23 protein-coding genes and 1 pseudogene are annotated in these 26,090 nt (G+C 68.6%); 17 read left to right on the forward strand and 7 right to left on the reverse strand.

Translation table 11 applies throughout. The annotated features are described in order from the left end of the window. Positions 1–13: 13 nt before the first annotated feature. Both BN39_RS06795 and BN39_RS06800 read right to left on the reverse strand, forming a co-directional pair. Positions 14–1,306 carry an MFS transporter gene (locus BN39_RS06795; RefSeq protein WP_175546284.1) on the reverse strand — a complete coding sequence of 431 codons (1,293 nt, stop codon included), beginning with the start codon at positions 1,304–1,306 and terminating at the stop codon, positions 14–16. 8 nt (positions 1,307–1,314) lie between these two features. Then, positions 1,315–2,394 carry a PLP-dependent cysteine synthase family protein gene (locus BN39_RS06800; protein ID WP_051158972.1) on the reverse strand — a complete coding sequence of 360 codons (1,080 nt, stop codon included), beginning with the start codon at positions 2,392–2,394 and terminating at the stop codon, positions 1,315–1,317. 348 nt (positions 2,395–2,742) lie between these two features. On the opposite strand from BN39_RS06800, the gene BN39_RS06805 reads away from it, so the two are divergent. The 8 genes from BN39_RS06805 to BN39_RS06840 all read left to right on the forward strand — a co-directional run bounded on the left by BN39_RS06805 (position 2,743) and on the right by BN39_RS06840 (position 12,009). Beyond that, positions 2,743–3,513 (forward strand): response regulator transcription factor, encoded by a 771-nt coding sequence (locus tag BN39_RS06805; protein ID WP_051158842.1) that lies wholly within the window; start codon positions 2,743–2,745, stop codon positions 3,511–3,513. Next, positions 3,510–4,760: a cell wall metabolism sensor histidine kinase WalK gene (locus BN39_RS06810; protein ID WP_019201628.1), complete on the forward strand. Its 1,251-nt coding sequence runs from the start codon at positions 3,510–3,512 to the stop codon at positions 4,758–4,760. The genes BN39_RS06805 and BN39_RS06810 overlap by 4 nt, the downstream gene beginning before the upstream one ends. A gap of 310 nt (positions 4,761–5,070) precedes the next feature. Further along, positions 5,071–6,564 (forward strand): multicopper oxidase family protein, encoded by a 1,494-nt coding sequence (locus BN39_RS06815; RefSeq protein ID WP_019201630.1) that lies wholly within the window; start codon positions 5,071–5,073, stop codon positions 6,562–6,564. A gap of 198 nt (positions 6,565–6,762) precedes the next feature. Continuing rightward, positions 6,763–7,326 (forward strand): TlpA disulfide reductase family protein, encoded by a 564-nt coding sequence (locus BN39_RS06820; protein ID WP_019201631.1) that lies wholly within the window; start codon positions 6,763–6,765, stop codon positions 7,324–7,326. Continuing rightward, positions 7,326–8,123, forward strand: coding sequence for a cytochrome c biogenesis CcdA family protein (locus tag BN39_RS06825; RefSeq protein ID WP_019201632.1), 798 nt, complete (start codon positions 7,326–7,328; stop codon positions 8,121–8,123). The genes BN39_RS06820 and BN39_RS06825 overlap by 1 nt, the downstream gene beginning before the upstream one ends. A gap of 222 nt (positions 8,124–8,345) precedes the next feature. Continuing rightward, positions 8,346–9,863, forward strand: a complete 1,518-nt coding sequence (gene lnt, locus BN39_RS06830) for an apolipoprotein N-acyltransferase (protein WP_019201633.1) — start codon at positions 8,346–8,348, stop codon at positions 9,861–9,863. Beyond that, on the forward strand, positions 9,860–10,567 hold the full coding sequence (locus BN39_RS22710) for a TlpA disulfide reductase family protein (RefSeq protein WP_081585946.1): 708 nt from the start codon (positions 9,860–9,862) through the stop codon (positions 10,565–10,567). Before lnt ends, BN39_RS22710 begins: the two co-directional genes overlap by 4 nt. 185 nt (positions 10,568–10,752) lie before the next feature. Continuing rightward, positions 10,753–12,009, forward strand: coding sequence for an Ig-like domain-containing protein (locus BN39_RS06840; RefSeq protein WP_019201635.1), 1,257 nt, complete (start codon positions 10,753–10,755; stop codon positions 12,007–12,009). Positions 12,010–12,076: 67 nt separating this feature from the next. Here the strand turns inward: BN39_RS06840 and BN39_RS06845 are convergent, their stop codons facing one another. Beyond that, a complete protein-coding gene (locus BN39_RS06845; protein WP_158635062.1) occupies positions 12,077–13,195 on the reverse strand; it encodes a prolipoprotein diacylglyceryl transferase family protein in 1,119 nt (372 codons plus the stop codon). Between the two features lie 221 nt (positions 13,196–13,416). Between BN39_RS06845 and BN39_RS06850 the strand changes: the two genes are divergently transcribed. Further along, positions 13,417–13,953 (forward strand): hypothetical protein, encoded by a 537-nt coding sequence (locus BN39_RS06850; protein ID WP_019201637.1) that lies wholly within the window; start codon positions 13,417–13,419, stop codon positions 13,951–13,953. A 195-nt stretch (positions 13,954–14,148) separates the two neighbouring features. Here the strand turns inward: BN39_RS06850 and BN39_RS22150 are convergent, their stop codons facing one another. After that, the gene (locus BN39_RS22150; RefSeq protein WP_019201638.1) at positions 14,149–15,120 is read right to left on the reverse strand and encodes a M56 family metallopeptidase; all 972 of its coding nucleotides are present in this window, start codon (positions 15,118–15,120) and stop codon (positions 14,149–14,151) included. 57 nt (positions 15,121–15,177) lie between these two features. Continuing rightward, positions 15,178–15,543 (reverse strand): BlaI/MecI/CopY family transcriptional regulator, encoded by a 366-nt coding sequence (locus BN39_RS06860; protein WP_040765956.1) that lies wholly within the window; start codon positions 15,541–15,543, stop codon positions 15,178–15,180. Positions 15,544–15,826: 283 nt separating this feature from the next. Here BN39_RS06860 and BN39_RS06865 point away from each other — a divergent pair, with 283 nt between their 5' ends. Then, on the forward strand, positions 15,827–17,317 hold the full coding sequence (locus BN39_RS06865; RefSeq protein ID WP_237741629.1) for an NlpC/P60 family protein: 1,491 nt from the start codon (positions 15,827–15,829) through the stop codon (positions 17,315–17,317). Positions 17,318–17,512: 195 nt separating this feature from the next. Here BN39_RS06865 and BN39_RS06870 read toward each other — a convergent pair whose 3' ends face one another. Then, complete coding sequence (locus BN39_RS06870) at positions 17,513–18,082, reverse strand: TetR/AcrR family transcriptional regulator (RefSeq protein WP_019201641.1); 570 nt, start codon at positions 18,080–18,082, stop codon at positions 17,513–17,515. 118 nt (positions 18,083–18,200) lie between these two features. On the opposite strand from BN39_RS06870, the gene BN39_RS06875 reads away from it, so the two are divergent. Then, positions 18,201–19,112: an oxygenase MpaB family protein gene (locus tag BN39_RS06875; RefSeq protein WP_019201642.1), complete on the forward strand. Its 912-nt coding sequence runs from the start codon at positions 18,201–18,203 to the stop codon at positions 19,110–19,112. Here BN39_RS06875 and helR read toward each other — a convergent pair. Further along, the gene (helR, locus tag BN39_RS06880; RefSeq protein WP_019201643.1) at positions 19,109–21,334 is read right to left on the reverse strand and encodes an RNA polymerase recycling motor ATPase HelR; all 2,226 of its coding nucleotides are present in this window, start codon (positions 21,332–21,334) and stop codon (positions 19,109–19,111) included. The genes BN39_RS06875 and helR overlap by 4 nt on opposite strands. Before the next feature lie 180 nt (positions 21,335–21,514). Between helR and BN39_RS06885 the strand changes: the two genes are divergently transcribed. From BN39_RS06885 to BN39_RS23855, 6 genes and pseudogenes are all read left to right on the forward strand, one after another. Continuing rightward, positions 21,515–22,159 carry an ABC transporter permease gene (locus BN39_RS06885; RefSeq protein ID WP_019201644.1) on the forward strand — a complete coding sequence of 215 codons (645 nt, stop codon included), beginning with the start codon at positions 21,515–21,517 and terminating at the stop codon, positions 22,157–22,159. After that, positions 22,156–23,352, forward strand: a complete 1,197-nt coding sequence (locus tag BN39_RS06890) for an ABC transporter ATP-binding protein (RefSeq protein ID WP_051158844.1) — start codon at positions 22,156–22,158, stop codon at positions 23,350–23,352. Before BN39_RS06885 ends, BN39_RS06890 begins: the two co-directional genes overlap by 4 nt. Further along, the gene (locus tag BN39_RS06895; RefSeq protein WP_019201646.1) at positions 23,349–24,197 is read left to right on the forward strand and encodes an ABC transporter permease subunit; all 849 of its coding nucleotides are present in this window, start codon (positions 23,349–23,351) and stop codon (positions 24,195–24,197) included. The genes BN39_RS06890 and BN39_RS06895 overlap by 4 nt, the downstream gene beginning before the upstream one ends. Further along, positions 24,194–25,150 carry a glycine betaine ABC transporter substrate-binding protein gene (locus BN39_RS06900; protein ID WP_019201647.1) on the forward strand — a complete coding sequence of 319 codons (957 nt, stop codon included), beginning with the start codon at positions 24,194–24,196 and terminating at the stop codon, positions 25,148–25,150. Before BN39_RS06895 ends, BN39_RS06900 begins: the two co-directional genes overlap by 4 nt. A gap of 65 nt (positions 25,151–25,215) precedes the next feature. Continuing rightward, a pseudogene (locus BN39_RS23850) lies at positions 25,216–25,710 on the forward strand (cysteine dioxygenase); the annotation flags it as partial. A 63-nt stretch (positions 25,711–25,773) separates the two neighbouring features. Beyond that, positions 25,774–26,088: a rhodanese-like domain-containing protein gene (locus tag BN39_RS23855; RefSeq protein WP_256378472.1), complete on the forward strand. Its 315-nt coding sequence runs from the start codon at positions 25,774–25,776 to the stop codon at positions 26,086–26,088. Positions 26,089–26,090: the final 2 nt, after the last annotated feature.

Below are 26,090 nucleotides of genomic sequence, written 5' to 3' on the forward strand. Positions count from 1 at the left end.
TCCTGACAGCAGGTCACCGACGATGCATTCCCGCCGCAGCGGCCACGTCCGCTTCGCGGGCCGCGGGATCGGGCACACTCAGTGCGCCGGCTCGATGGAGCGCCCGCAACGCGAGTGCCGCGCCGGAACCGACGATGATGAGCACCAGCCAGATCAGCGCCGGGAACCCGAGCCGGTCCCCCAATGACATGAGCGCCCCGGTGCCGAGGTTGCCGGCCAGGATCCCCACGCCGACCACCGTGTTGTAGAGCCCGTAGTGGGTAGCGACGAGTCGATTGCCGGAGAGGCTGACGACCGTGTCCATCTCGAATGGGAAGACGGTCGCCGTGGCTATCGCCAGGCCCGCTGCCGCCAGCAACAGCGCCGCGATGGCGGCGACCTGCCCGGTCAGCGTTGCGGTCGGCACTGCTAGTAGCGGCACGAACGCCACCGTCATGAGCGCCATCCCGAGGCTGAGGCTGCGGGTGGGCCCGAACCGGCTCCGGAACCAAGCGGTGATCCGCAGCTGCCCGGCCACGGCGATCACACCGGTTACCACGAATACGGCCGCCACAAGGTAGGTCGACGCTTGCTCGCTGCTGGTGATCGACGCCGCGTGCAGTGGCAGCGCTAGATAGACCTGGAAAGAGAGCACGTAGGAGCCGATCATCGCGCACGAGAACAGCACGAACCGCCGGTTGCTGGCCACGGTCCGCCAGTCGGCAAGCACCGACGGCCGCGGCTCGGCTGTGGCTCTGCGGTCGCGCCGATCGCGTGGCAGAGCCAGGATCTGCGCGACGGTCAGCACGCCGAAGACCCCAGCGGCGACCGCCGATGTCACCTGGAAGTCGAAGGCCATCAACGCTACCCCGACCAGCGGGCCGATCAGGATGCCGCCCTGGTAGAAGATGTTGAAGATCGCGAAGGCTTCGATGCGCCGGTCTCCGGCGTCAGCGGCCAGGTACGCGCGCACCGCGGGGTTGAACAGTGCCCCGGCGAATCCGGTAGCTACGGATGCGATTAGCAGTGCAGGCAGCGATTCGACCGTCGCCAGCAGTACGAACCCGATGGTCCGCAGTAGGCACCCGGCGACGATGAGCGGCTTGAAGCCGAGTCGGTCGGCGAGGGTGCCGCCGATGAGGAACATCCCTTGCTGGGAGAAGTTCCGAATTCCCAGCACCAACCCGATCGCCCAGCCGGCGAGCCCGACGGGGCCAGCGAGGTATCCGGCTAGGTAGGGCATGAGCATGTAGAAGCCCAGGTTGATGGTGAATTGGTTGACCATCAACACCTGGCTGGGCCGGTCGAAGGTCCGGAACGTGGCGATGGGCCCCCTCATACGACGGTCAGCGGGTTGCGGACGTTGGTGGTGCGGGACCAGCGGGTGACCACGGTCCTGGCTGGGTCGGCGATGGTGATCGGCGCCAACGGTGGTGCGAGCGTCGGGTCGATGTTGTTGGCGTGGCAGTAGGCGTCGCTGTAGACGGTTCCGTAGTAGCGCTGGGGGCCGTCGGGGAAGATCGCAGCAACGACCGTGTCCGGCGAGCGGGTGCCGGCGATCCACCCGGCGACCTGGGCTACCGCACCGACGCTCCAGCCGCCGGTCGCGTAGTGCGTCGATGCCAAGGTCCGGCACGCCCACACCGACTCCTCGGGCGCGACCCAGTGCACTTCCGAGAACGCCGAGTAGTCGACGTTCTCCGGATAGATGCTCGAGCCAAGGCCACGCATGAGTCGCTTGTGCGCGGGCTGGCCGAAGATCGTCGATCCGATGGTGTCGACTCCGACGAGTTGCAGGTCCGGCAGGAACTGCCGCAGGGTGCGGCTGACCCCGGCCGAGTGTCCGCCGGTGCCGACCGAGCAGACGAGCACATCGATGTGCCCGAGCTGGGTCAGCAGCTCGAGGGCCAGCGGCTGATAGGCGCTGACGTTGTCCGGGTTGGTGTACTGGTCCGGGCACCACGCGGTCGGGTCCGCAGCCAGGTGCTCACAGACCCGGTCGCGTCGGGCTTGCTGCCATCCGCCCGCCGGATGAGGTTCCGTCACCAGGTCGACCTCGGCGCCGTAGGCGGCGAGCATCTGCGTCAGGATCGGCTCCAGCCCCGGGTCGGTCACCAGCGTCACCGGATGATCGTGCACGATGCCCGCGAGCGCCAGGCCGAGCCCGAGCGTGCCGCTGGTCGACTCCACGATCCGTGCGCCCGTCGTGAGATCCCCCCGTGCCTTGGCCCGTTCGATCATGTGCAGGGCAGGGCGGTCCTTCATGCCGCCGGGATTGAACCCCTCGAGTTTGGCCCAGAACCCGTGCCCGGCCGGCGCGAACGGTTCGGCGATCCGCATCACCGGAGTGTTGCCGACCAGGGCCGCCGGGCGCTCCGAGACAGGTCCGATGTCGAGGAGCGACCGGGCGGGCAACGGCGGGTGCAGCAATGACAGTGGGGGGCGAGAATCAGGAACCGTGGTCACTTCGGTGCTCACGTGCTGGGGTCCTTTCGGAAGCGGAAAAGGGCGGCACAGGTGTGTGGCACGCCACCCGGCGCGACGGTCTTGCAGGACCAGGACGGTCAGCGTGAGTCGGCAGATGGCGTGCCCGTGGCCCGCCGGGTGAAGACGTGCCACCGGTGATCAGTCCGGTGAGGGGTATCTGATCGCCCTCGACTGTGCGTGCCCTAACCAGGCCGTTACGTGTGCTCAAGATCAAGATTTGCTCAAGAACCGCGCCTCGGGTCGATCCTGGGCATACGGTCAGGCCACGATGGAGGCATGGATGCGATTGTTGCCGAGCCCAAGCCGACGGCGGTGACCGAACCGCGGCCGAAGCTGGGCCTGCGCGCGATGGTTGTCGAGGACGAGCCGGACCTCGCCGAGGTCATCGCCGACTACCTTCAGCGCAGTGGTTTCGATGTCGAGATCACCGGCGATGGAGCGGCCGCAGTCGCCGCCGCGCACCGAACTCCACCGGATGTCGTCGTCCTCGACCTCGGGCTGCCCTCGCTCGACGGTGTCGAAGTGTGCCGGCAACTGCGCACCTTCTCGGACGCCTACGTTGTCATGGTCACCGCCCGCGCCGACGAAGTCGACACTCTGGTCGGCCTGTCCGTCGGGGCGGACGACTATCTGACCAAACCGTTCAGCCCGCGGGAGCTGATCGCCCGAATCGAAGCAATGCTGCGCCGCCCCCGCGCCGGAACCGTCAACGGGCCCGCCATGCCCCAGGGCGCGGAGCGCCGCATCGGGGATCTGCTAATCGACCCGAACGGTCGGGAGGTGAGCGTCGCCGGTAGACCCGCGGCTCTCACCCGCACCGAGTTCGACCTTCTCGACGTCCTCTCCCGCCGCCCGGGCATGGTGTTCAGCCGCGACCAACTGCTCGCCGAACTCTGGGGACCGACCTGGGTCGGCGATGCACACGTCGTCGACGTCCACATCGCCAGCCTGCGTCGCAAGCTCGGCGACACCACCACCGAGCGGCGTTACATCCGCACCATCCGCGGCATCGGTTACCGAATGGGTGACGGCCGGTCGAAGCAATGAGCGCGCCCCGATCCGACGCACGGCGCACCCGTCGCCCACGTTCGGGGTTCACCACCAGGCTGTTCATCGCCCAGACCATCGTCATCGCCGCTGGCGCTGGGGCCTCCGCGCTGGTGGCGTGGACTGTCGCACCGCACCTGTTCCACACCCACATGGCCCACGCCGGCCTGCCGACCACCTCACCCCAAGCCAAACACGTCGAGGAGGCGTTCGCCTCCTCACTGGTGGTATCCGTCTCGGTCGCCCTGTTGAGCTCCGTGGTCCTCGCACTGGTCGTCAGCTGGCTGATCACCCGCCGCGTCCGACGCTCCATCGGCGCCGTGGTGACCTCGACGGCGAACATCGCCGCCGGCAACCACGCCATTCGCGTCCCGCCCAGCCGCCTGGGCCGCGAATTCAGCGACCTGACCCGCAGCGTCAACCGACTCGCCGAGCAAATCGATACCACCGAAGAGATCCGCCAGCAGATGCTCTCCGACCTCGCCCATGAACTCCGGACGCCGATCACCACCATCACCGCCCAAATCGAAGCCGCCGAGGACGGCATCCGCACGCCGGGCGCGCAAATGTACGGCGTCATCCGCAGCGCCACCGGCCGCCTCAAGCGACTCGCTGACGACATCGACGCCGTCTCCCGCGCCGGCGAACGACAACTACGCGTCGAAGCAGAGCCGACCGCGGTCAACGACATCACCACCGCCGCGGTCCGAGAAGCGCAACCCGGCTACGACGCCGTAGGTATCCACCTCGGCCTCGGACCCACCACCACCGACCTCGTCGACGCCGACCGTGCCCGCATCGGCCAGACCCTCGCGAACCTGCTCAGCAACGCACGCCGACACACCCCACCGGGAGGCAGCGTCACGGTCAGCAGCCGCCGCCGCGACCACAACCTCATCGACATCATCGTCGAGGACACAGGCGAAGGCATCGCCAGCGAACACCTCCCACACATCTTCGACCGCTTCTACCGCACCGACACCTCTCGCAGCCGCGACGCCGGCGGCAGCGGTATCGGCCTGACTATCGCCCGCGCGCTCGCCGAGGCCCACGACGGATCCCTCACCGCCACCAGCCGCGGCCCCGGACAAGGCGCCCAGTTCACCCTGACCCTGCCGGTCTACAAACGCCGCAACACCAAGCGAGAACACCCACCACCGGAACCCGGTACAGCCTCGAGCCCACTACCCCGACCGCCCCTTCAACGAACCCCACAGAGAATCCCTGCCAGAAAGACGAACCGATGAACCCGAAACGACTGATCACCACCGCCGCCGTCACCGCCACTATTGCCCTCGCCGTCACCGCCTGCGGCGACGACATGTCCACGATGAACATGAACGACGACACCAGCACTACCCCCACCTCAACCCAACCGTCGATGCCCGCAGGCCACTCGATGAGCAGCTCCCCGACTTCATCGCCGACACCTCACACAAGCATGCCGGGTATGTCGGGTATGCCAGGGATGGGCGACGGCAGCCCGACAGTCAGCCCCGCTGCCCCCTAAGCAGGGCCGCCCCCGACTTCCTCGACGTCAAACCAAGGAACCAATTCATGACACCGGTGACCAGACGAACAGCCCTCTTCGGCGGTCTCGCCGCGCTCAGCGTCGGCGCGCTCGCCGCATGTGGCGACAAGACCGCCAGCACGCCGAGTGGTGCCTCTCGTGCGCTGCAAGGACCGCCACTACAGGCCACACCCCAGGCCGGACAGAAGGTCGTTGAGACGACCCTCACCGCGCGCGAGACCACCGTAGACCTCGGCGGTATCACCGCCCGTACCTGGGCCTACGACGACGCCCTCCCCGGCAAGGTCCTGCGCGCCAACGCCGGAGACTTCCTCCGCGTCACCCTCGACAACAAGCTTCCCGCCGACACCACCATCCACTGGCATGGCATCCGCCTGCGTAACGAAGCTGACGGCGTTCCCGGCGTCACGCAGGATGCTGTGCGCCCCGGGGGGCGATTCGTCTACGAGTTCACCGCCCCGGACGCCGGCACCCACTACTTCCATCCCCACGTCGGTGCCCAACTCGACCGTGCCCTCTACGCTCCGATCATCATCGACGACCCCAATGAACCAGGCGCCTTCGACGCCGAGTGGATCGTCGTCCTCGACGACTGGACCGACGGCATCGGCAAGAACCCTGACCAGATCCTTGCCGACTTCCAAGCCAAGACCGGACCTTTGCAGACCGGAATGGGCGGGATGGGTGGCATGGACCACTCCTCGATGCCTGGCATGGGAAGCTCTCCGCTGGGCGATGCTGGCGACGTGGTCTACCCGCACTACCTCATCAACGGCCGAATCCCTACGGCGCCGACCGAGTTCCGCGCCAAGCCCGGACAACGCATCCGCCTGCGGATCATCAACGCCGGCTCCGACACCGTCTTCCGGGTCGCCCTTGGCGGTCACACGATGACCGTCACCCACACCGACGGACACAGGGTCAACGACATGCAGGCCCGCGCGCTCTTCGTCGCTATGGGGGAACGCTACGACGTGACCGTCACCGCAGGCGACGGCGCGTTTCCGCTAGTCGCCGCCGCCGAAGGTAAGAAGGGCCAGGCTCTGGCAGTCCTGCGCACAGGCTCCGGCGCCGCACCCGCCGCCGACATTCGCCCCGCGGAACTGGACGGCCCGGTCCTGCTCGGCGCCACCGAACTCACCGCCGCCGACTCCGCGCGCCTTCCTGACGCCCAGCCCGACTCCACGATCAAGGTCACTCTCAACGGCCAGATGGACCCGTACGCCTGGGGCATCAACGGCAAGAAGCACGGCGAAGACACGCCTCTGCGCGTCAGCAAGGGCCAGCGACTGCGGATGCAGATCACCAACGAAACGATGATGCTCCACCCCATGCATATCCACGGCCACACCTGGGGCCTCCCCGGCAGTGGCGGACTGCGCAAGGACACGGTGCTCATCAAGCCCATGGGCTCGGTCGAGGTCGACCTCGACGCGGACAACCCCGGAACCTGGGCCCTGCACTGCCACAACATCTATCACATGGAGATGGGCATGATGACCACCCTCAAGTACACCTGACGCGACCGACGTCTCCGCGGCTGCCCCCGATGGCGAGTGCGACCGACCAGCCACCAACTACTATGCTACTTAGTAGTTGGTGGCTGGTTCGTTAGCCGCCGAGAAGGGGTGAGGATGCGACGACAGTCCACACGGGCATCGCTGGGCGATGATGACCGTCCCCCGAGCGGCAGCTCGAGTCTGCGCCGGTGCGCCGGTGTGATCGCGGTGCTTGTGGTCGCGATGCTGCTCGGCGGGTGCGTTCAGCTCAGCGACCGGGCACGCGATGGCGGGATCATCGCTCCGGATGGCAAGGCCAGGCACTTCTACCCGCCCGAGCGGCGCAGCGTCGTCGGTGAGCTGTCCGGACGTAGTGTCACTGATCCCGGGGCCACGCTGCGACTGTCGGACTACGCCGGAAAGGTCGTGGTGATCAACGTCTGGGGCTCCTGGTGCGCCCCCTGTCGTCTCGAGGCTCCTGCTCTGGAAAAGGTGTACACGGCGCGCAAGTCCAAGGGTGTGCAGTTTCTCGGTATCGACGTTCGTGAAACCGCCGGCGACGATGCGGCGCGGGACTTCATCCGCTCCCACGGGCTGACCTATCCGTCGATCTACGATCCCCCTGGCAAGACGCTGCTCGCGCTCGGTGAGCAGTACCCGACCACAGTAGTGCCGATGACCTTCGTCCTTGATCGGCAGCATCGCGTGGCCGCGGCATACCTGACGACGATCGACGAGAAGACCCTCACCGATGCCGTGGACCGCGTCGCCGGGGAGGGCTGATGGGACAAGCCTTTGCCGACGCCGCCGTGTCAGGTCCGCTGATCCTGGCGATCGGGGCATGCCTGCTCGCCGGGTTGGTGTCCTTCGCCTCGCCGTGCATCGTGCCCCTTGTTCCCGGCTACTTGTCGTACCTCGCGGGGCTGGTCGGCGCCGAGGCTCCAGCGACGTCGATCGCAGAGCTCGGCGGCAGCGGAAAGGCGGTAGACCGGTCCGGTCGGTGGAGAGTGCTCGGCGCAGCCGCGTTGTTCGTCGGCGGGTTCACAGCGGCCTTCCTCTTGATGACGATGTCGGTGTTTGGTCTGGCGGCGACGATTCGGCTCAATGCAGAGACGCTGATGCGGATAGGTGGGGGAATCACCATCATCATGGGCTTGGCGTTCATCGGATTGGTCCCGGCACTTGCCCGCGAGGTGCGTTTTGCGCCACGACCCTGGACCACGCTTGCCGGTGCCCCGCTGCTGGGCGGGGTGTTCGCGCTCGGCTGGACTCCCTGTATCGGTCCCACCCTGGCGGGGATCATGTCGATCATTGTGGGCACCAACGCAGCGCCGGCACGCGGTGCCGCGCTGGTGGTGGCCTACTGCGTAGGCCTGGGCCTGCCGTTCATCGCACTCGCCGTCGGATCGACCGCCGCGGTGCGGGCCGTCGGATGGCTTCGCCGCAACAGCCGACGCATCCAGGTCGCCGGCGGCGTGCTCATGATCGCCGTCGGACTCGCCCTGGTCACCGGCTACTGGTCCGACTTCGTCGACATGGTCCGGCGGCTCTTCGTCTCCAACATCGTCATGCCGATCTGACAGGAATCGCCGTCGACACGCACCAACCAGTACGCCCGCGATCGCCCAGACGACTCGCGACGAGCAGCACCACCACGGTCCAGAATTGAGGAGATCTCACTCGTGACCACGCAGACAGCACGAAGGCTCCCATCCGCGACATCCACTCGGTGGGGGCCGGCTCATTGGCCGTGGACGCACACAGCGGTCAGGCTACTTCTGGCTGCCGCCGGCGGCGGAGCGATGTTCATCTCGTTCCCACCCACCGCGCTGTGGGGAGCGGCGCCGGTCGGTGTCGCGCTCGTGGTCGCCGCCGTGTGGGGCTGCGGAATCGGCCAAGCCCTGCTGTACGGCTACGCCGCGGGGCTGGCGTTCTTCCTGCCCTTGCTTCCGTGGGTAGGCATCTACGTTGGGGCTGGGCCGTGGATCGCGCTCGCCGCGGTCGAAGCCGTCGCGGTAGCGGTGTTCGGCGCCTTGGTCAGCCGGATGGTGGTTCTCCCCGGCTACCCGCTGTGGTGCGCCTGCGCGTGGACAGCGACGGAGGCACTGCGCAGCCGCCTGCCATTCGGCGGGTTCCCTTGGGGAAAGTTGGCGTTCGGGCAGACCGATGGGCCTCTCGTACAGTTGGCCGCGATCGCCAGCGCACCGGCCGTCTCGTTCGCGGTCGCCCTCATCGGGTGCTCCGGTTTCGCCGTGGTCCGCGCGGCACTGCGGAGGTCACCGCGCGCTGCTGTCCGTGCGTCGCTTGGTGGCATCCTCCCGTTCGCCGGCGCAGCACTCCTAATCGCGCTACCAGCGTACGAACCGCGAGCGAGCGTGACCGTTGCGGTGATCCAAGGCAACGTTCCCCGCCTAGGACTGGACTTCAATGCTCAGCGTGCCGCAGTGCTCGAGAATCACCTACGACGCACCGAGGACCTCGCCAGTGCCATCGAATCTGGCCAGATGCCCCGGCCCGCCATGATCGTCTGGCCCGAGAACGCCTCGGATATCGACCCGCTGCGCGATCGGCAGGTGCGCGCGCGGATCGATGAGACGGTCAACAGGCTCGGCGTACCTGTCCTCGTCGGTGCAGTGCTCTCCGCCGACGACGGCACATCACGCAACGTCTCCATCGTCTGGAACCCCGGCTCCGGTCCTGGACAGCAACACATCAAGCGGCGACTGGTGCCCTTCGGGGAGTACCTACCGATGCGGCCGCTCGCGACCCGCCTGTCCGCATACGCCGACAAGGCCGGCCGGTTCGTGCCTGGCGATGGTGACGGCATTGTCACCCTCGCTGGCATACCGACCGCGGCTGCCATCTGCTACGAAGTGGCCTTCGACGACCTCGTCCGTGAATCTGTACGCGGTGGAGCCCAGCTGATCACCGTGCCCACTAACAACGCGACCTTCGGCCGCACGGCCATGTCGTACCAACAACTGGCGATGTCCCGACTGCGGGCCATCGAGCACCGCCGCACCGTCCTGATCGCCGCGACGAGTGGCGTCAGCGCTGTCGTGACCCCGGACGGGACGGTCACCGACCAGTCCGCACTGTTCAGCGCGGATACTCTGATCGCGACTGTTCCCCTCGACGACCGGCTCACACTCGCCACCCGCTGGGGCGCGTTGCCCGAAGCGGTCACGTCCGCCCTGGCCGCTGCGGCCCTGATCGCCGCAACGGTGATCAAACGGCGCGCACGTCGCACCACCGGTCTCAAACAGTCGGTCCCCGCCGATACGACGCCCGTGCCCATCGACGAGCAGAAGACACCATGAGCGTCGCCCTTCCCCCCGGACCCGACGAGTGCGCCTCAACCCCGCCGTGGCATCGCCGGCACCGGTACGCACTGGCCCTTATTGCGATCGCTGCCGCGCTGCTGCTCATCGCCGTCTCGACCGCGCATTCGCTCACGGAAAAACCAGGAGACCACGATACCGCCTCCACCGGCACCCGCACTGGAACCGAGGCCCCACTCCAGGCCAGCTCAGCCCGCGGTGTACCTAAACCGCAGTGCGGCGGAACGAAATCGGTATCAGCCCGATCCGTTGGGCCCCTGGCAGATCTGTCCGAGCCCTGCCTCACTACCCCCGATGTGATCAACCTCGGACAACTCACCGCAGGCAGAACCACTTTGCTCAACTTCTGGGCGTCCTGGTGCGGGACGTGTCGCGAAGAAATGCCGATCCTCTCGCGCTATGCCCAACGCCCCGAAGCAGTCCAGGTACTCGGGATCAACGTCCGCGACGTCGAGAGTTACGCTCGTACCTTCGCCACCGATCTCGCCCTCGCGTACCCGAGCATCATCGACGCGGACGGCGCGGTCGCGAGGACACTGCAGATCCCGCCCCTGCTGCCGCTGTCCTTTCTCGTCCGCCCCGACGGCTCCGTGCAGCGGATCGTGGACCCGCTGGTCTTCCGATCAGTACAGGACATCGAGGACGCTGTTGCTAGGGCGCAACCCTCGCTTCCGGGCAAGTGAGCGCTTCAGTCGATGGAACGGTCAGAACACCCACCCGCACCTGCTCGACGACTCGCCGCGCCTGGTACCTGTACCGGCGGAGCGGGTGAGAGTACCTCGCCTGCGGACCTGGCGGGCTCGACCACTCACCATAAAGTACTATGCAAATTAGTAGTTGCGTGATGAGGCGGGTCGAGGGAGGCTGAATGGTTCTGCAACGGCGAACTCTGCTGGCGCGGACGGCAACCGGAATCGGAGCCGTCGCGATCACGTCCGCCTGCGGTGCCGAGCGGGGCGCGGTGCCGCTGAGCGGATCCTCGTCCTCACCGAAACCGTCGGGCGCCGTGCCACTGATCGAGCTGGCGCCGGCCGACGGCGCCGCGGAGGTCACACCCCGCACACCGGTCACTGTGCGTGTCGTGGGCACCGGCGCCCTCGCCGAAGTCACGCTCACCAACGAGGCGGGACGCGCCGTTGCCGGCACGTTGGACGCACCGCGCAAATCCTGGTCGGCCGGTGAGCCCCTTGGATTCGGCCGCACCTACCGCTTGCGAGCGGTCGCGGTCGATGAGGCAGGACGCCGGACCGAACGGCAGAGCACGTTCACCACTCTCGCGCCACAGGCGCAGGCGACGATGGAGCTGGCAACGACGGCGGGCACCCCGGTCGGCGAAGGGCGGACCTACGGTGTGGGGCTGGTGCTGGTGGCGAAGTTCGACACCGACATCGCAGACCGCGCCGAGGCAGAACGTCGTATGAAAGTCACCTGTACACCCGCGGTCGAGGGAGCGTGGTGCTGGGTCTCGAATACCGAAGCGCATTGGCGACCTGAGAAATACCACACGCCGGGCACTCAGATCACCGTGGACGCCGCGCTATACGGTGTCCGCCTGGGCGAGCGCCTCTACGGCGCCGAGGACGTGCGTGCCAGTGCGACCATCGGCGCCTCGCATGTCTCGATCGCCGACGACGCGACCAAGACGGTCACCGTCTACGACGGCGGTAATCTCGTCCGTACGATGCCCACCTCCATGGGCATGGGCGGCAGCGAGATCATCAACGGCAACACCATCAGCTTCTGGACCCAACGGGGCATCTACACCGTGATGGACAAGGCGAACCCGGTGGTGATGGACTCGTCCACCTACGGGCTACCGATCAACTCGCGCTTGGGGTACAAACAGACGATCAACTACGCGACACGGATCAGCACAGACGGTATCTACCTGCACCAACTCGACAGTTCTGTGTGGGCGCAGGGCAACACGAACACTTCCCACGGGTGCCTCAACCTCAACGGTGACAACGCTCGATGGTTCTTCGACTTCTCGGTCCCCGGCGACATCGTCGAAATCCGCAACACTGGCGGCGCACCTCTCGAGCAATGGCAGAACGGTGACTGGAGTGTGCCCTGGCAGCAGTGGACCAAAGCCAGCGCCCTGGCGTCGTCGGAAGGCCGCTGACCAGGACGGAGAATGGGCGAGGCAGTCCGGATCTGTCTGAGCACATCCCGGTAGCCCCGCCGACTCGTCACAACGTCATCACCCATATCGCCACCGCGATCGCGGCCGTAGCACCTGCTGCGACTGCGGTACGCCCCCACCGAGTGTGCGGGTCGGAGCGCAGCGGAAACAGCACCTGCCGGACCAGCGCGTAGGCAGCGAGTCCGATCACGAAGATCGCTCCCGAGTGCCGGACGCCCAGGAACAGGAATTCGGCCCCTATCGCCAGCGTCCCGCACGCCGCAGCTTCAAACAGCTGCACCGGATAGCGTGAAGCGGCCACCCTCCGATCCGATGACCACAGTGACCACCGCGACACGGTGACCTTTCCAGCGCAACAGCCGGTCAGCCAACACCCCGGCCTCCCGACGGCCATCCCTGCGAGCAGTGCCGGGGCAGCAGAATCGAGCACCGCGCCCCATGACAGTCCGATCGCCGGCGCCCCCATCACCAAGACCACCGCGGCAGCGGCGTTGAACCCCTGAATGCAGGCTCCGGAGGACAGCAGCTTCCGTAGCGGCATCCGATGGATTGCCAAGAACCACAACCGCGCGCCGAGAAACCCCACAGCACAGGCCACACCGCTGATCCCCACCGCCGCGAATGCAGAGCCGCCAGCGAGGGAGACGTTCACTGCCATGAGCGCGACCGCGACGACAGCGCCGAGCCCCACCAGCAGCGGCCAACACCACGCTGCCACCGCGGGCCCGTGTGCCAGAGGCGCGAACACCGTCCGGACCCGCATCTGCTGGTCCGGAAGCTTCATCTCGCCCGCCAGCTCGCCCGCCTGCGTCGCAGCCGGTGTCCACGCTGCTCGCACCCGAATATCCCACTCGCCTGCCGGGATCCCCGATAGCCGCTCGGTCACAGCGACCGGCCGCCCGCGGGCCGCCGCGAGACTGACATCGCGCTGGCAGGTGAATCGCCCTTGCGTATCGTCGGCCTCGGCGCCGATCCGTAGGCCCTCGTACTGCATCCGGAGCGCACCGGGAGCGCTGACCGCGTCTAGCACGTACGTAGCGGACAGTCCTTGTGGCTCCGCTTCGTTCACTGGGTCGCAACCGCCCACCGGACCGGTGATCGTCGAGATCCTCTCCGACGCCTGCACCGCGTCATGCCGCACCGGCGCGCCGACGGATTCGGTCACCGTTGGAAGGCCCACGTCTGGATCCGGCACGCTAGAGAGATGTTTCATCGATCAGGCCTCTCCCGAGATTGAGCTACTAACACGCTTAGTAGGTAACTACTATGTTGAATAGTAGATGAGGGGCGGGCAGGCCCGCCACCAAGAACTACTATGTGATCTAGTAGTTATGCTGAGTTCGAGGAAAGACAAGCGCGAGGTGAGGAGGGTGCACTGTGAGTGGTATGAACCGCAGGGCGGTCATTGGACGGGTGCGGTGGTGGCACGCAGCGGCTGGCGGTGCGCTGATCGCACTGGTGATCGCGATCCCCTCCCGAGTGCTTCCCAATCCTGTCTTCACCCGGATGACGCCGGTGCGCTGGTGGGACTACCTCGTCCTCGTGGTGGTGACCGTTCTCGCGGCCGCCTGGCTGGCAGCTCCGGTGGTGGCCGGGTGGAATCGTGGTGCTGTGCGAGGCACTTCCGGTGTGGTCCTGTCGACGCTCGCGGTGGGGTGCCCGTTGTGTAACAAGGTCGTCGTCGCGATGTTGGGCGCGTCGGGAGCGTTGACGCTGTGGGCGCCGCTGCAGCCCCTGGTTGCTGTCGTCTCGGCCCTCGCCATGGGTGCCGCGGTCGCCACCCGCTGGGGGATACGGTGGTCGTGGCGGGGCGGCGAGCCTGAGCATCCGCTACAGGTGAGCGAATGCCCCGCCGGGGTGTGCGACCCCTCGGCGAAGATGCCTGTGGCTGTGGACACGACCGCCGGGCATCGGCATTCGTGACTCGTCGAATAGCGGCACCGGAGCGTAGTGGCTCAAGGACGTAGGCGCTCGGGACTCGGTGTACGGTCGCTGAAATGCGACTCGTGGGTCGCACTCGCTAGTCACGATGAAGCGTCGCAGCGGATGTTGCTGCGCAGTTGGCCCCCCGGGGAACAGGCAAATCTCTCTGTCACGCTGCGCCACGGGCGCAGCGGGCTAGAGCGCTGGGCAGGAAATAGCGGACACGACGAGGGCTGCAAGCGCCACCGTAGCGGCTGATCCCAGGGCGGTGGCCGCGGCGACCGCGCCGCAGTGGCGCACGCGAGCACTGCGGCTCGCTGCGGGGAGCTGTAGGCGGCGGGCCCGCGCCGAGGTCGCGGTGGTCGCCATCGCCAGAGTAGGGCCCCGCCCGGCTGTCCCTGATCGCTGCCGCACCGATTGTGCGGAGGCCATCTGCAGCAGGGCCCGGTGTACCGTGGCCGCCCCGCAACGGCGTGCTGCTGCTCCGTCAGCGATCGCCTCGACCAATTCCCGCACGGCGCTCGGGGCGTTCCGGCACAGCGGGATCGGGCGCAGGACCTGCCCGATGACCTCAGTGATGGCAACGATCAGGTGGTGGCGACCGCGGAGGTGTGCGTGCTCGTGTGCCAGCACTGCCGCCAGCTCGGAGGGTGCCAACAAGGTCTGTAGGCCGCGGGAGATCACCACCATCCCGCCCCTGGGTGCGGCGATGGCGAATGCCAAGGGGGCGTCGTGCTCGAGGCACCACACTCGGCCGTCCCCGGCGGCTGGACTGGCCACCAGCCTTATTCGGTCGCAATGCAACGTCGCGACCGCCCGCCGGCGCGCGAGGACGAAGACGCAGCGCACGCCGGAGATCACGACGGAGCCCGCAATGAGCGCGGCTAGTGCGGCGCCGGTCGCCCGGCGTCCCTGCGGCACGGTGCCATGGACCGCCAGGGACCAGCAGTCTCCGAACGCAGTGGTTACCGAGTAGTCTGCGTGCAGCGGCAGCAACAGTGCCACGATCGCTAACGCCGTCAGCAGTCCAAGCATTGCCAGCGCTCCCACCCAGCCGATGAGCAGGGCAACTGGATCGAGCCGCGTACGCCCCGCGCGGGTGAGCAGCACAGGTCCGGCAGCCGCGATCGCAGCCGCCGCGACGACCAATGCCGCGAACACCGTCATCGTGTACTCATTCCCTCCATCCGGGTCCGGATTCGGATCTCGCGCACCGGGCTTAGTCTATTGCTGCCGTGACCGACGGCGTAGTGCCCGCCGGATGACCTTTGATTCCTCGTCCGACGCGGACTCGGTGAAGTGCAGCAGCACTGCCTCAGGATCGCCGGATGCATCCAGCACGTCACGCAGCGCCTGGGTCGCAGCCTCCGCGCGGCTGAGTGTCGGCTCGTAGAAGTAGGCCTTGCCGACCTTCTCGCGTTGGACCCACTGCTTGCGGTGCAGGTTGTCTAGAACCGTCATCACCGTGGTGTAGGCCAGTGCCCGCCCGGTGTCGAGGGCATCGACCACCTCCTGCACCTTCAAGGCGTGCTCACTGTCCCAGAGCACTTGCATGACCGCGGATTCCAACTCACCAGGCAAGGGTCGCACTCCTCCTTAGTACTATCGTGGATAGTAGCAGGATCTTGATTGAATCTTGAATACCGCAGGCCAACCCCATTGTAGGTGGCAGTTAAGGCTCTGCATCTGCTCGATCACCGCTTCCCTCTGTGGCGTCTGTGACGTACGGTTCGGATGGTACTCAAGGGGTGCCGGTGCGGCGCGTCAAACTTTGCGTAAAAAGATTGCGCACCAACAATATTCCGCTTCTGATCCCCTCGCGTGGGCGCAACCTCCCCGCGGGGGGCGGTCGGCTCGTTGAAGGAGATGTTCCGTGGTGAATCAGCATCGATGGGCGTCTGGAATGCAGCGGGCGGCGGCGGTGACGATCGTGGCTGCGATCGTGGTCGGCGGAGCGGATCCTGCGTGGGCGCGGCACGTGGGAGACGACCCTCGAGCAGGTCACTCGGTCGCGGTGGTTCCTTCGTTGATCGTGCGCCTTGCGGACTTTGATCAGCAGATCGCGGCTTTGCAGAACGACGTTGACATTCGGCGGCAGTCGGTGAACAAGGCGGTGATCGACGTGGCGTTGGCCGCCGACGCTGCGCGGGCCGCGACGAATGCAGTAGTAGTTGCGGATCGGGAGGCCGTGGCTTCCGACCAGGCAGTGGATGCTGCTCAGCGCAGGCTCGATGAGATGCTCCGCGCCGCCTACATGCAGGGGAACTCCTCGGGCGGGGTCGCGGATGCTCTGACCGCCCCGGATGGGCAGACGGCGGTAGACCGCACTGCGGTTCTTCGGCGCGTTGCTGCCGCCCAGGCAGGTACTGTCACCGGCCTCAATGACGCCCGGCGGCGGGCGCGATCGAGCCGCGATGCTGCGCGGATCGCGAAGATCTCCGCGGATGCAGCGGCTGGCGCGGCTGCCGACCGCCGCACCCGAGCGCAGGGGTCGGTGGCCCAGACCCTGGAGGCGCTGCGTTCGGCGACCGATCAACGCCGACGGTTGGATTTGCGTCGGCAGACGGCCGCAAGGGCGCTCGCCGAGGCGAAGGCGAAGTCCGGGGATGCCGCAGGTCAGCAGCGGATCTATGACCAATACGTCGTCAGCGAACAGCAGACAGTGACGGTGCCTTCCTCGCAGCCGGCTCCTGCACCGGCGGCACCCCCGAACGCAAGCACACCCGTAGCGGCTCCTTCTGCGGCACCGGCAGTGTCGGCGCCCGGGGGGCCACCGTCGGCCGCGACCGCAGCGTCGTCGTTGCTCGGGCAACTGAGCAACCTGTTCGGGTTCACGCCGCAACCGCAGACCGCATCCCAGGTCCCGGCTCAAGCGGCAGCCCAGGTGCCTGCAATCCAGGCACCAGTAGCGCCTGTGTCAGTCGCGTCGATGTCGGGCAAGCAAATGATTGACACGGTCATTGCCCGGGGCCTGTCGGTGGTCGGCACCAGATATTCCTGGGGGGGTGGTGATATCAACGGCCCCACCGTCGGGGTCCGCGACGGCGGCGTTGCCGATACCTTCCGTGACTTCGAGAACCCGGGATTTGATTGCTCGGGCCTGACGCTGTTCGCATTTGCTGCCGTCGGCATCAAGCTCCCGCACTACAGCGGCTACCAGTACAACATCGGCAAGAAGGTTCCGCTCGCTGAGATCAAGCGGGGTGACCTGATCTTCTTCGGCCCGAATGCGAGCCAGCACGAAGCGCTCTATCTGGGTGACAACCAGATGCTTGAGGCACCCGAGTCCGGATCGACGGTCAAAGTATCGCCGCTGCGCACCGACGGCGCGATGCCCTACGTGGTCCGGCTGATCAATTCGTAGACCCAGTTCTAGTTACGACCTGTCGAAGGCTGTGGGAACGGTACTGCTGCTGGAGTGGGAGTCCGGCGACGGCCTGAATGCTGTGGTGGAAATGCCATGTTGCTGGGACTGGCGAGATGCCAACTCCGTGGGACTGCGTGATGCAGTGCAGGTGAGAAGGCTGACAGTCGCCAGGTAGGTCGGGACCCTACACCCTCACTCCGCGGTGGGGTCGAGTCCCAGGGCGAAATCGGTGAAGGTGCGGAAGCCGAACGCCAGGGTGTCCATCGACTGGAGCGTCCCGCTCTCGTAGCCCACCAGCAGGTACATCGCGATGGTCGCGTACCGGTGTGCGAGCTCCGGATCGTCGAGCAGCTCCGCGTAGGTCTGCGCGATCACGTCGCGGCGCTCACCGTCGACCTCCGCCTGGTGCCGGGCGACCTCCGGATCGTGCGCCGCCCACACGCGGATCGCGGCCTCGGTGGCGTGCGGGAGGCCGAGCCCGGTGTCGACCAGCGCCATGAGCCGGTCGGTGGGGTCGGCGACCTGGCGGGCGGCGTCGATCAGGCGGTCGCTCTTCGTCTGGCGCCAATAGGTGATGAGCTCCGACGTGAACTCGGGCCATCCCGTGAACGCGTGGTAGAAGCTGCCGGTGGTCGCGCCGGCCTGGGAGCACACCGTCGCCAACTTGAGTCCCGCGTGCCCCTGTTCCGCGAGCACCGTCAGCCCGGCGTCGAGGAAACGCAGCTGCGCGTAGCGGGACGGGGTCGACCGCGCTGGCTTCATGGATCCGATCGTAGGCCGCGCGCATCCGGCCGAGCGCGCCGCCCGGGGGACCCGATGTGACCTCTTGCACACAACTAGAAGTCGACTTATAGTGAGGGCACGCCGCAGAGGAGGCACGATGACCAAGACCAGCCTGAGCGCCGGACTCGATCCGGAGACGGACTTCGAGCAGATCAGCCGCAACCTGGCCACGTACGAATTCCCCTGGGACATCATGCAGGCGCTCAGCTTCGCCCTGTTCCGCACCTACGCGGTCCCCAGCATCGGTCGCCTGCTCGACGAGACCGGCGAGTTCACCGGCCGCGTGCAGAAGCGCTACGACGACACCGCCCTCCTCCTCGAGGAGCCCCTCATCAACGGCTTCTCCAGCGCGGAGGGCAGGTCCGCCGTCCGCCGCATCAACCAGATGCACAAGATGTACGACATCTCCGACGACGACATGCGCTACGTGCTGTCCACGTTCGTCGTGGTGCCCGTCCGCTGGATCGAGGACTACGGCTGGCGCAGGCTCACCCCCGACGAGGTCCGCGCGACGGTCCGCTACTACCAGACCCTCGGGAAGCACATGGCGATCCCGGACATCCCGGAGACCTACGAGGAGTTCGCCGACCTGATGGATTCCTATGAGGCGCAGCACTTCGCGTACGACCCCGGCGCCCGCCGCGTCGCCGACTCCACCCTGGCACTGCTCAACAGCTTCTACCCCCGTCCCGCCGCGCGCGCCGTGGACGTGTTCAGCCGCGCGCTCATGGACGAGCCGCTGATCAAGGCGTTCCGGTTCCGCGAGCCCGGCCCGCTGGCGCGCAGGATCGCCGTCGGCTCCCTGAAGGCCCGCGGACGGCTGCTCGCGGTACTGCCGCCCCGCCGCCGGGCGCAACTCGTCCGGGACTCGCGCCGGATCCGCAGCTACCCGTTCGGATTCCAGGTGGAGAAGATGGGAACCTTCGCCCCCGGCTGCCCGGTGAACCACCGCGCCGCCGCCCCGGAGGGCGACGGCGCGGTCGCGCCCCGCGAGCGGGCGGTGCGCTAGCGGGGCCTGTCGGCGGATGACGACGGCACCCGTTCGCTCAGACCGGACAGGCACGCGGGCAACGGTTCCCGGTGCAGCACGCCCAGCCGCTGCGTCGCCCTGGTCAACGCGACGTACAGCTCGGCGGCCCCGCGGTCCCCGTCGGCCAGGATCGCGGCGGGGTCCACCACCAGCACCGCGTCGAACTCCAGGCCCTTCGCCTGCCCCGGAGTCATCGCCCCGGGCGTCCCCGCGGGCCCGATCACCGCGGCCGTCCCCGGTCGATCCCCCTCCTCGCGGACGAACTCCTCGATCGCCGAAGCGATCCCGGCGTCCGACACCGGACGCGCCCACGGCCGCGCGCCCGACGACCGCACCGACTCCGGCGGCTCGGCGTCCGGCGCGAACTCGGCCAGCACCCCCGCGGCGATCGCCATGATCTCCGCGGGCGTCCGGTAGTTCACCGTGAGCGCCGAGTACGCCCACCGGCCCGCGACGTACGGATCGAGCATCTCGCCCCAGGACCGCGCGCCCGCCGGCGCGCTTCGCTGGGTGAGGTCGCCCACCACCGTGAACGAGTGACTCGGGCAGCGCCGCATCAGCACCCGCCAGTCCATCGCCGACAGCTCCTGCGCTTCGTCCACCACGACGTGCCGGTACACCCAGGTGCGGTCGGCCGCCGCCCGTTCCACCAGGTCCCGGGTGTCGCGCTCCTCGAACCTCCCCGCCAGATCCTCCGCGTACAGCAGGTCGGTGGCGAACAGGTGGTCCTCGTCGTCCATCGAGTCCGACCGGGACACCAGCGAATCCAGCACGCCCTCCGCGAATTCCTCCTGCTCGCGCCGCCGCTGCCGCGCCGCGGTCCGGTCCTCCTGCTCGTGCGGGCCCAGCAGCTCCGCCAGCTCGTCGAGCAGCGGCACGTCCGAGACGGTCCAGGCGGCACCGTCGGCCCGCAGCAGCGCGGGATCCGCGCCCGCCGCGGCCAGCCGCTCGGGGGAGGACAGTAGGTCTGCCAGCACGGTCTCGGGGGACAGCACCGGCCACAGCGCGTCGACGGTGCGCCGGAACGTCCCGTCCACCGCGAGGTCCGCGAGCATGCTCGCGCGCATCTCCTCCCACGCGCGGGTGTCCTCGCGGCGCAGCCACTGCCGCCCGATCCGCCCGAGCGCCCGCTCGGTGATCGCCCAGGTCAACACGTCCAGGAACACCGACCGCGCCTGGTTGTGCGGCTGCCCGCTGTCCCGCGCCTCGTCGCGCGCCCACCCGGCCACGTCGGCCGTGACCCGCACCGTCGCATCCCCGAGTCCGATCGACACCGGCGCCTCGGGCAGCGTTCGACGGTCCGCGACCGCGGCGGCGAGCACGGCCGCCATCGCCGCGGAACCCTTGAGCCGCGCCGTCTCCGGGGCGTCCTCCGCCGACGCCGTGACGCCCGGGTAGAGGGTGCCGGGCGTCGCGAACACCACGTCGGACTCGCCCAGTGACGGCAGCACCCGCCCGATGTGCCGGAGGAAGGACGTGTTCGGCCCCACCACCAGCACGCCGTGCCGCTCGAACCGCGCCCGCTGCGTGTACAGCAGGTACGCCACCCGGTGCAGCGCGACCACCGTCTTGCCCGTGCCCGGCCCGCCCTCGATCACCGTGACGCCGGGATCGTCCGAGCGGATGATGCGATCCTGGTCCGCCTGGATCGTGGCCACGATGTCGCGCATGCCCTCGCCGCGCGGCACGTTCACCGCCGCCAGCAGCGCCGCGTCGCCCTCGGCGTCGGCGCCCGGGCGGCCCAGAATCTCGTCGGTGTAGTCCTCCACGTCCCGGCCGCGGCTCAGGAACTGCCTGCGCCGGTGCACCCCCTCCGGGTGCGCCCCGGTCGCGGTGTAGAACGCCCGCGACGCGGGCGCCCGCCAGTCCAGCAGCAGCGTGCGCTCCTCGTCGCCGGCCGAGTCCGCCGCCCCGTCCCCGAAGAGGCCGAGCCGGCCCACGTACCGCGTGTCGACGGTGCCGTCGGGCCGCGGCGCACCGTCGAGCCTGCCGAAGCACAGGCCCTCCTCCGCGACGTCGAGGCGGCGCATCTCGCGCGCCGTCGTCATGACGTCGCCCTCCCGGTCCACGGCCCGGCCCTCGTGATCGGCCAGGGCGTCCGCGTACCGTCGGCGCGCCCGTTCCCGCTCGGCGTCGAGCCGCCCGTACAGCTCCCCCACGTACCGCCGCTCCGCGGCCAACTCGTTCTCGTGATCGGTCATGCACACCCTCGCCTTCGTCCTCCCGACCTGGTCGGGAGGTACGAGTGTGCGCCCCCACCGGGGCCTTGCGGCAAGACCCGGTGTGCGTTATACGTTGAAGAGGGAGGAGCGAGTCGGCCGATTCGGCGCAGTCTGACGCGAATCCAGCACGACGCCCCCGATGTATGTAGGTTCAGATCGATGGACCTCCGAAGATTCCTCGCCGGTCGCGGGGGCCAGCTCGCCTTCCTCACCTATCAGCACGCCTCCCTGGTCATCCAGTGCGTGCTGCTCGGCGTGGTCCTCGCGCTCGTCCTGGCGGGCCTGGTCTACCGGTCGCGCGCGGGCGCCGCGATCGCCACGGCCGTCGCGTCCGTGGGGATGACGGTGCCGTCGCTGGCGCTCCTGGCCCTGCTCATCCTCGTCTTCGGGCTGGGCGTCACCCCGTCGGTGTTCATGCTCGCCTTCTACGCCACGCTGCCGATCCTCACGAGCGCCATCGTGGGGCTCCGGTCCGTGCCCGGCACGCTGGTGGAAGCCGCGCGGGGCCTGGGCATGCCGCGCTGGCGCGTGCTGGCCACCGTCGAACTGCCGCACGCCTGGCCGGTGATCCTCACCGGCATCCGGGTCGCCACGCAGCTCGTCGTCGGCATCGCGGCGGTGGTCGCCTACGTCCTCGGACCCGGCCTCGGTTCGCTCATCTTCTCCGGCCTCGCGCGCCTCGGCGGCGCGGGCGCACTCGAATCCGCGTTGGTGGGCACCGCTCTCGTGGTGGTGGTCGCACTCGTACTCGACGGTCTGCTCGTGTTGCTGGGCCGCCTCACCGTCTCGAAGGGACTCCGATGACAACGACTGCGAACCCCGCATCGGCGGCGCACACCACGGGCGTGGCCATCGAGCTCGACGGGGTGGAGAAGCGCTACCGCGGGCAGGACAAGCCGGCCGTCAAGGAACTGTCCATCGCGATCGACGCGGGCGAGACGGTGGCCATCGTCGGCCCGTCCGGCTGCGGTAAGACCACCACCCTGAAGATGATCAACCGGCTCATCGAGCCCAGCTCGGGCCGGGTGCTGATCGACGGGAACGACGCCAAGGGCGTGGACGGCGACGACCTGCGCCAGGGCATCGGCTACGTGGTGCAGGCGGGCGGGCTGTTCCCGCACTGGACCGTGGAGAAGAACATCGCGGCCGTACCGAACCTGCTGGGCTGGGACAAGGCCCGCACTGAGGACCGCGTCACGGAACTGCTGGAGCTCGTCGGCCTGGATTCGAACGAGTTCCGCGGCCGGTTCCCCAAGGAGATGTCGGGCGGTCAGCAGCAGCGCGTCGGCGTCGCGCGGGCCCTCGCCGCCGACCCGCCGGTCCTGCTCATGGACGAGCCCTTCGGCGCCGTCGACCCGATCACCCGGGTACGGCTGCAGGATCAGCTGCTCTCCATCCAGGAGGAGCTGCGCAAGACGATCGTCATCGTGACCCACGACGTGGACGAGGCCACCAAGCTGGCCGACCGGGTGCTGATCCTCTCCGAGGGCGGGCACATCGAGCAGTTCGGCACCCCCGAGGAGATCCTCACCAGTCCCGCCAACGAATTCGTCGAGGAGTTCGTGGGATCGGGTGCCACGCTGCGTCACCTCACCCTGTCCGGCGTGTCCGACATCCCCCTCACCCCCGTCGTGCTCGCGCGTCCCGGCGACCCGTCCGACGAGGCCGTGGCCCGCGCCCGCGAGATCGGCCACAACTGGATCGTGGTGGCCGACGCGGAGGACCGCCCGCGGGCCTGGCCGTCCGTGAACGAGGTGGCGAGCAAGCCCACCGTGTCGAAGTACGTCGATCGCCGCCTGCCCGTGGTCGAGCACACCGCGACCCTGGCCGACGCCCTCGACGTGATGCTGGCGGCCAGCCAGGGCGGCGTCCTGATCCTGCGGCGCGGCAAGGTGACCGGCTCGGTGACCATCGAGCAGGTGACGGGCCGGATCCGCGAGCGGCAGGCGCTCGCCAACCCGGAGCAGGCGGCCGACACCTACCGGGCGGCGCCGTGACCGCGGCGAGCCGTGAGCCCGGCACCGCGGCGAGCGGCGAGCCCGGCACCACCGCCGGGCCGCCGAGTGCGCCCGCCGGCGGAGCGGAACCGGTTGCCCCGGCGGCGCGCAAGCGGCTGCCCCTGGACCTGTGGCTCGAGCCCCTGCTCGTGCTGGTGGGCTTCGCCGGATACGTCGTATGGCACTCCACGCAGACCTTCACGGACACCGAGCTGCAGCTCGAGTGGAGCGCCCTCGGCAAGACCATCTGGGAGCACGTGCAGCTCACCGTGGTCGCGGCGCTGATCGTGGTGATCATCGCCATCCCACTCGGAATCCTGGTGACCCGCAAGCGGTTCGCGAAGGTGTCCCCGATCATCGTCGGCCTCGCGAACGTGGGCCAGGCCGCGCCCGCGCTGGGCATGGTGGTGCTGTTCGCGATGTGGCTCGGCACCGGCTTCACCACGGCCCTCGTCGCGCTCGTGGTGTACGCGGTGCTGCCCATCCTGCAGAACACCATCACCGGCCTGCGCCAGGTGGATCAGCGGATCGTGGAAGCAGCCCGCGGGCAGGGCTTCTCCGCACGGAAGACGCTGCTCACGGTGGAGCTCCCGCTGTCCGTGCCGGTGATCCTGCACGGCGTCCGGACCGCCCTGGTGATTCTGGTGGGCACCGCGACGCTCGGAACCTTCATCGGCGCCGGCGGGCTGGGCGTGCTCATCACCACCGGCGTCACCCTGTACCTCCCCAAGCTGCTCGTCTCCGGCGCGGTGCTGGTGGCGCTGCTGGCGCTCGGGATCGATTGGCTGGCCCGCGTGGCCGAGTACCTGTTCACACCGCGCGGCCTCCGGGAGGTGGGGGTATGAGAATCCGCGGCACCCGCCCCCTCGTCGTCGCGCTGCTCGCGGCGCTCGTCGTCACCCTCGGCGCCTGCGGCCTGGAGAGCTCCTCCGGCCGGTTCGTGCGCGGCGAATCCGCCGACGGACAGCGGCCGCTCGACGGCGCCAAGATCACCGTCACGTCCAAATCGTTCTCCGAGGGCGTGCTGCTCGGGAAGATCAGCACCACGATCCTGCAGGCCGCGGGCGCCGACGTCACCGACCTCACCAACGCCCCGGGCTCGATGTCGTCGCGGCAGGCCATGGTCTCCGGCGCCGCTGACGTGTCCTGGGAGTACACCGGGACGGTGTGGGTGAGCTACCTCAAGCAGACCGACACCATCAGCGATTCCGGCGAGCTGTGGCGGCGCGTCCGGGACTCCGAGCGCGCCAACGGCATCGAGGTGCTCACGCCGGCGCCGTTCAACAACACCTACGCGTTCGGCGTGACCCCGGCGCAGAAGGCGAAGTTCGGGCTGCGCACCCTCACCGATCTGTTCCGCCTGCCCCCGGGCGATCGGCCGCTGTGCGTGGATCCCGAGTTCCAGTCGCGGCCCGACGGTCTGGCGCCGCTGCTGGAGAAGTACGAGGTGCCCCCGGGTGGCGGCGTCCGCACCATGGACGCCGGCGTGGTCTACTCCGCGATCTCCGGCGGCACCTGCTTGGCGGGAGACGTGTACGCGACCGACGGCCGGATCCGCAAGCTCGGCCTCGAACTGCTCGAGGACGACCGCAAGTACTTCCTGCCCTACGACGGTGTGCCCGAGGTGCGTTCGGACGCGCTCGCGAAGTATCCCGCGATCAAGGACGTGCTCGGCACGGTGAGCCGCCTGCTCACCAACGAGACCATGCAGGAGCTCAACGGCGAGATCGACATCGAGGGAAGGGAACCCGCCGATGTGGCGGGGGACTGGTTGCGCCGCGAGGGCCTCGTGAAGTGACGGTATTGCGTTCGCACTGAGCGCAACCGTTCCCGCGTACCGTCGACCGGCCGACACTGGCCGATATGACCGAACGCGCACCGGACCTGTTGGCGCTCACCGCCGCCGAGGCGGCGAAGGTACGTTCCGGGGAGTACGACCACGTGACCCCCGGCGAGTGGCCGCCCGGCGAGCGCTGGGCCGCCCGGCTGTGGGGCGACGACGACGTGGACGTGTGGCTGATCAGCTGGGTGCCCGAGCGATCGACCGCGCTGCACGACCACGCCGGCTCCCTCGGCGCGCTCACGGTGGTCGACGGTGCGTTGTCCGAACGCAGCTGGGACGGTACGGCTCTGCGTGAGAGACGGATCGACGCGGGCGGGCAGGCCGCCTTCGACCGGGGCTGGGTGCACGACGTGACGAGGCATCCCGGTGCGCACGACGCGGCGTCCGGTGAGGCCGCCGCGCCCACCCTCTCCGTGCACGCGTACTCCCCGCCGCTCACCGCGATGTCGTTCTACGAGGTGACCCCCGGCGGTAGGCTCCGCAGGGTGCGCACCGAGCTGACCGACCACCCGGAGGAACCCACGGGCGGGCGCGGGATCGACGCCCTCCTCGCGGCCGCGCGGGGCCGGATCGACCGCGTGGAACCGGGCGACCTCGAGGCGGAGCTCGCCGCCGGCGCCGTCCTGGTGGACACCCGCCCCGCAGCCCAGCGTGCGGCCGAGGGCGAGATCGAGGGCGCGCTGGTGATCGAACGCAACGTGCTCGAGTGGCGCCTCGACCCCACCTCCGGCGCCCGCATCCCCCAGGCCGTCGACTGGGACGTGCGCTGGCTGATCATGTGCTCCGAGGGGTACTCCAGCTCCCTCGCCGCCGCGGCGCTGCGGGACATCGGGCTGCACCGCGCGGCCGATGTCGCCGGCGGCTACAAGGCGGTGACTGCAGCCGGCGTCTGAGC

Source organism: Tsukamurella sp. 1534, assembly GCF_000312385.1.
Lineage (GTDB): Bacteria > Actinomycetota > Actinomycetes > Mycobacteriales > Mycobacteriaceae > Tsukamurella.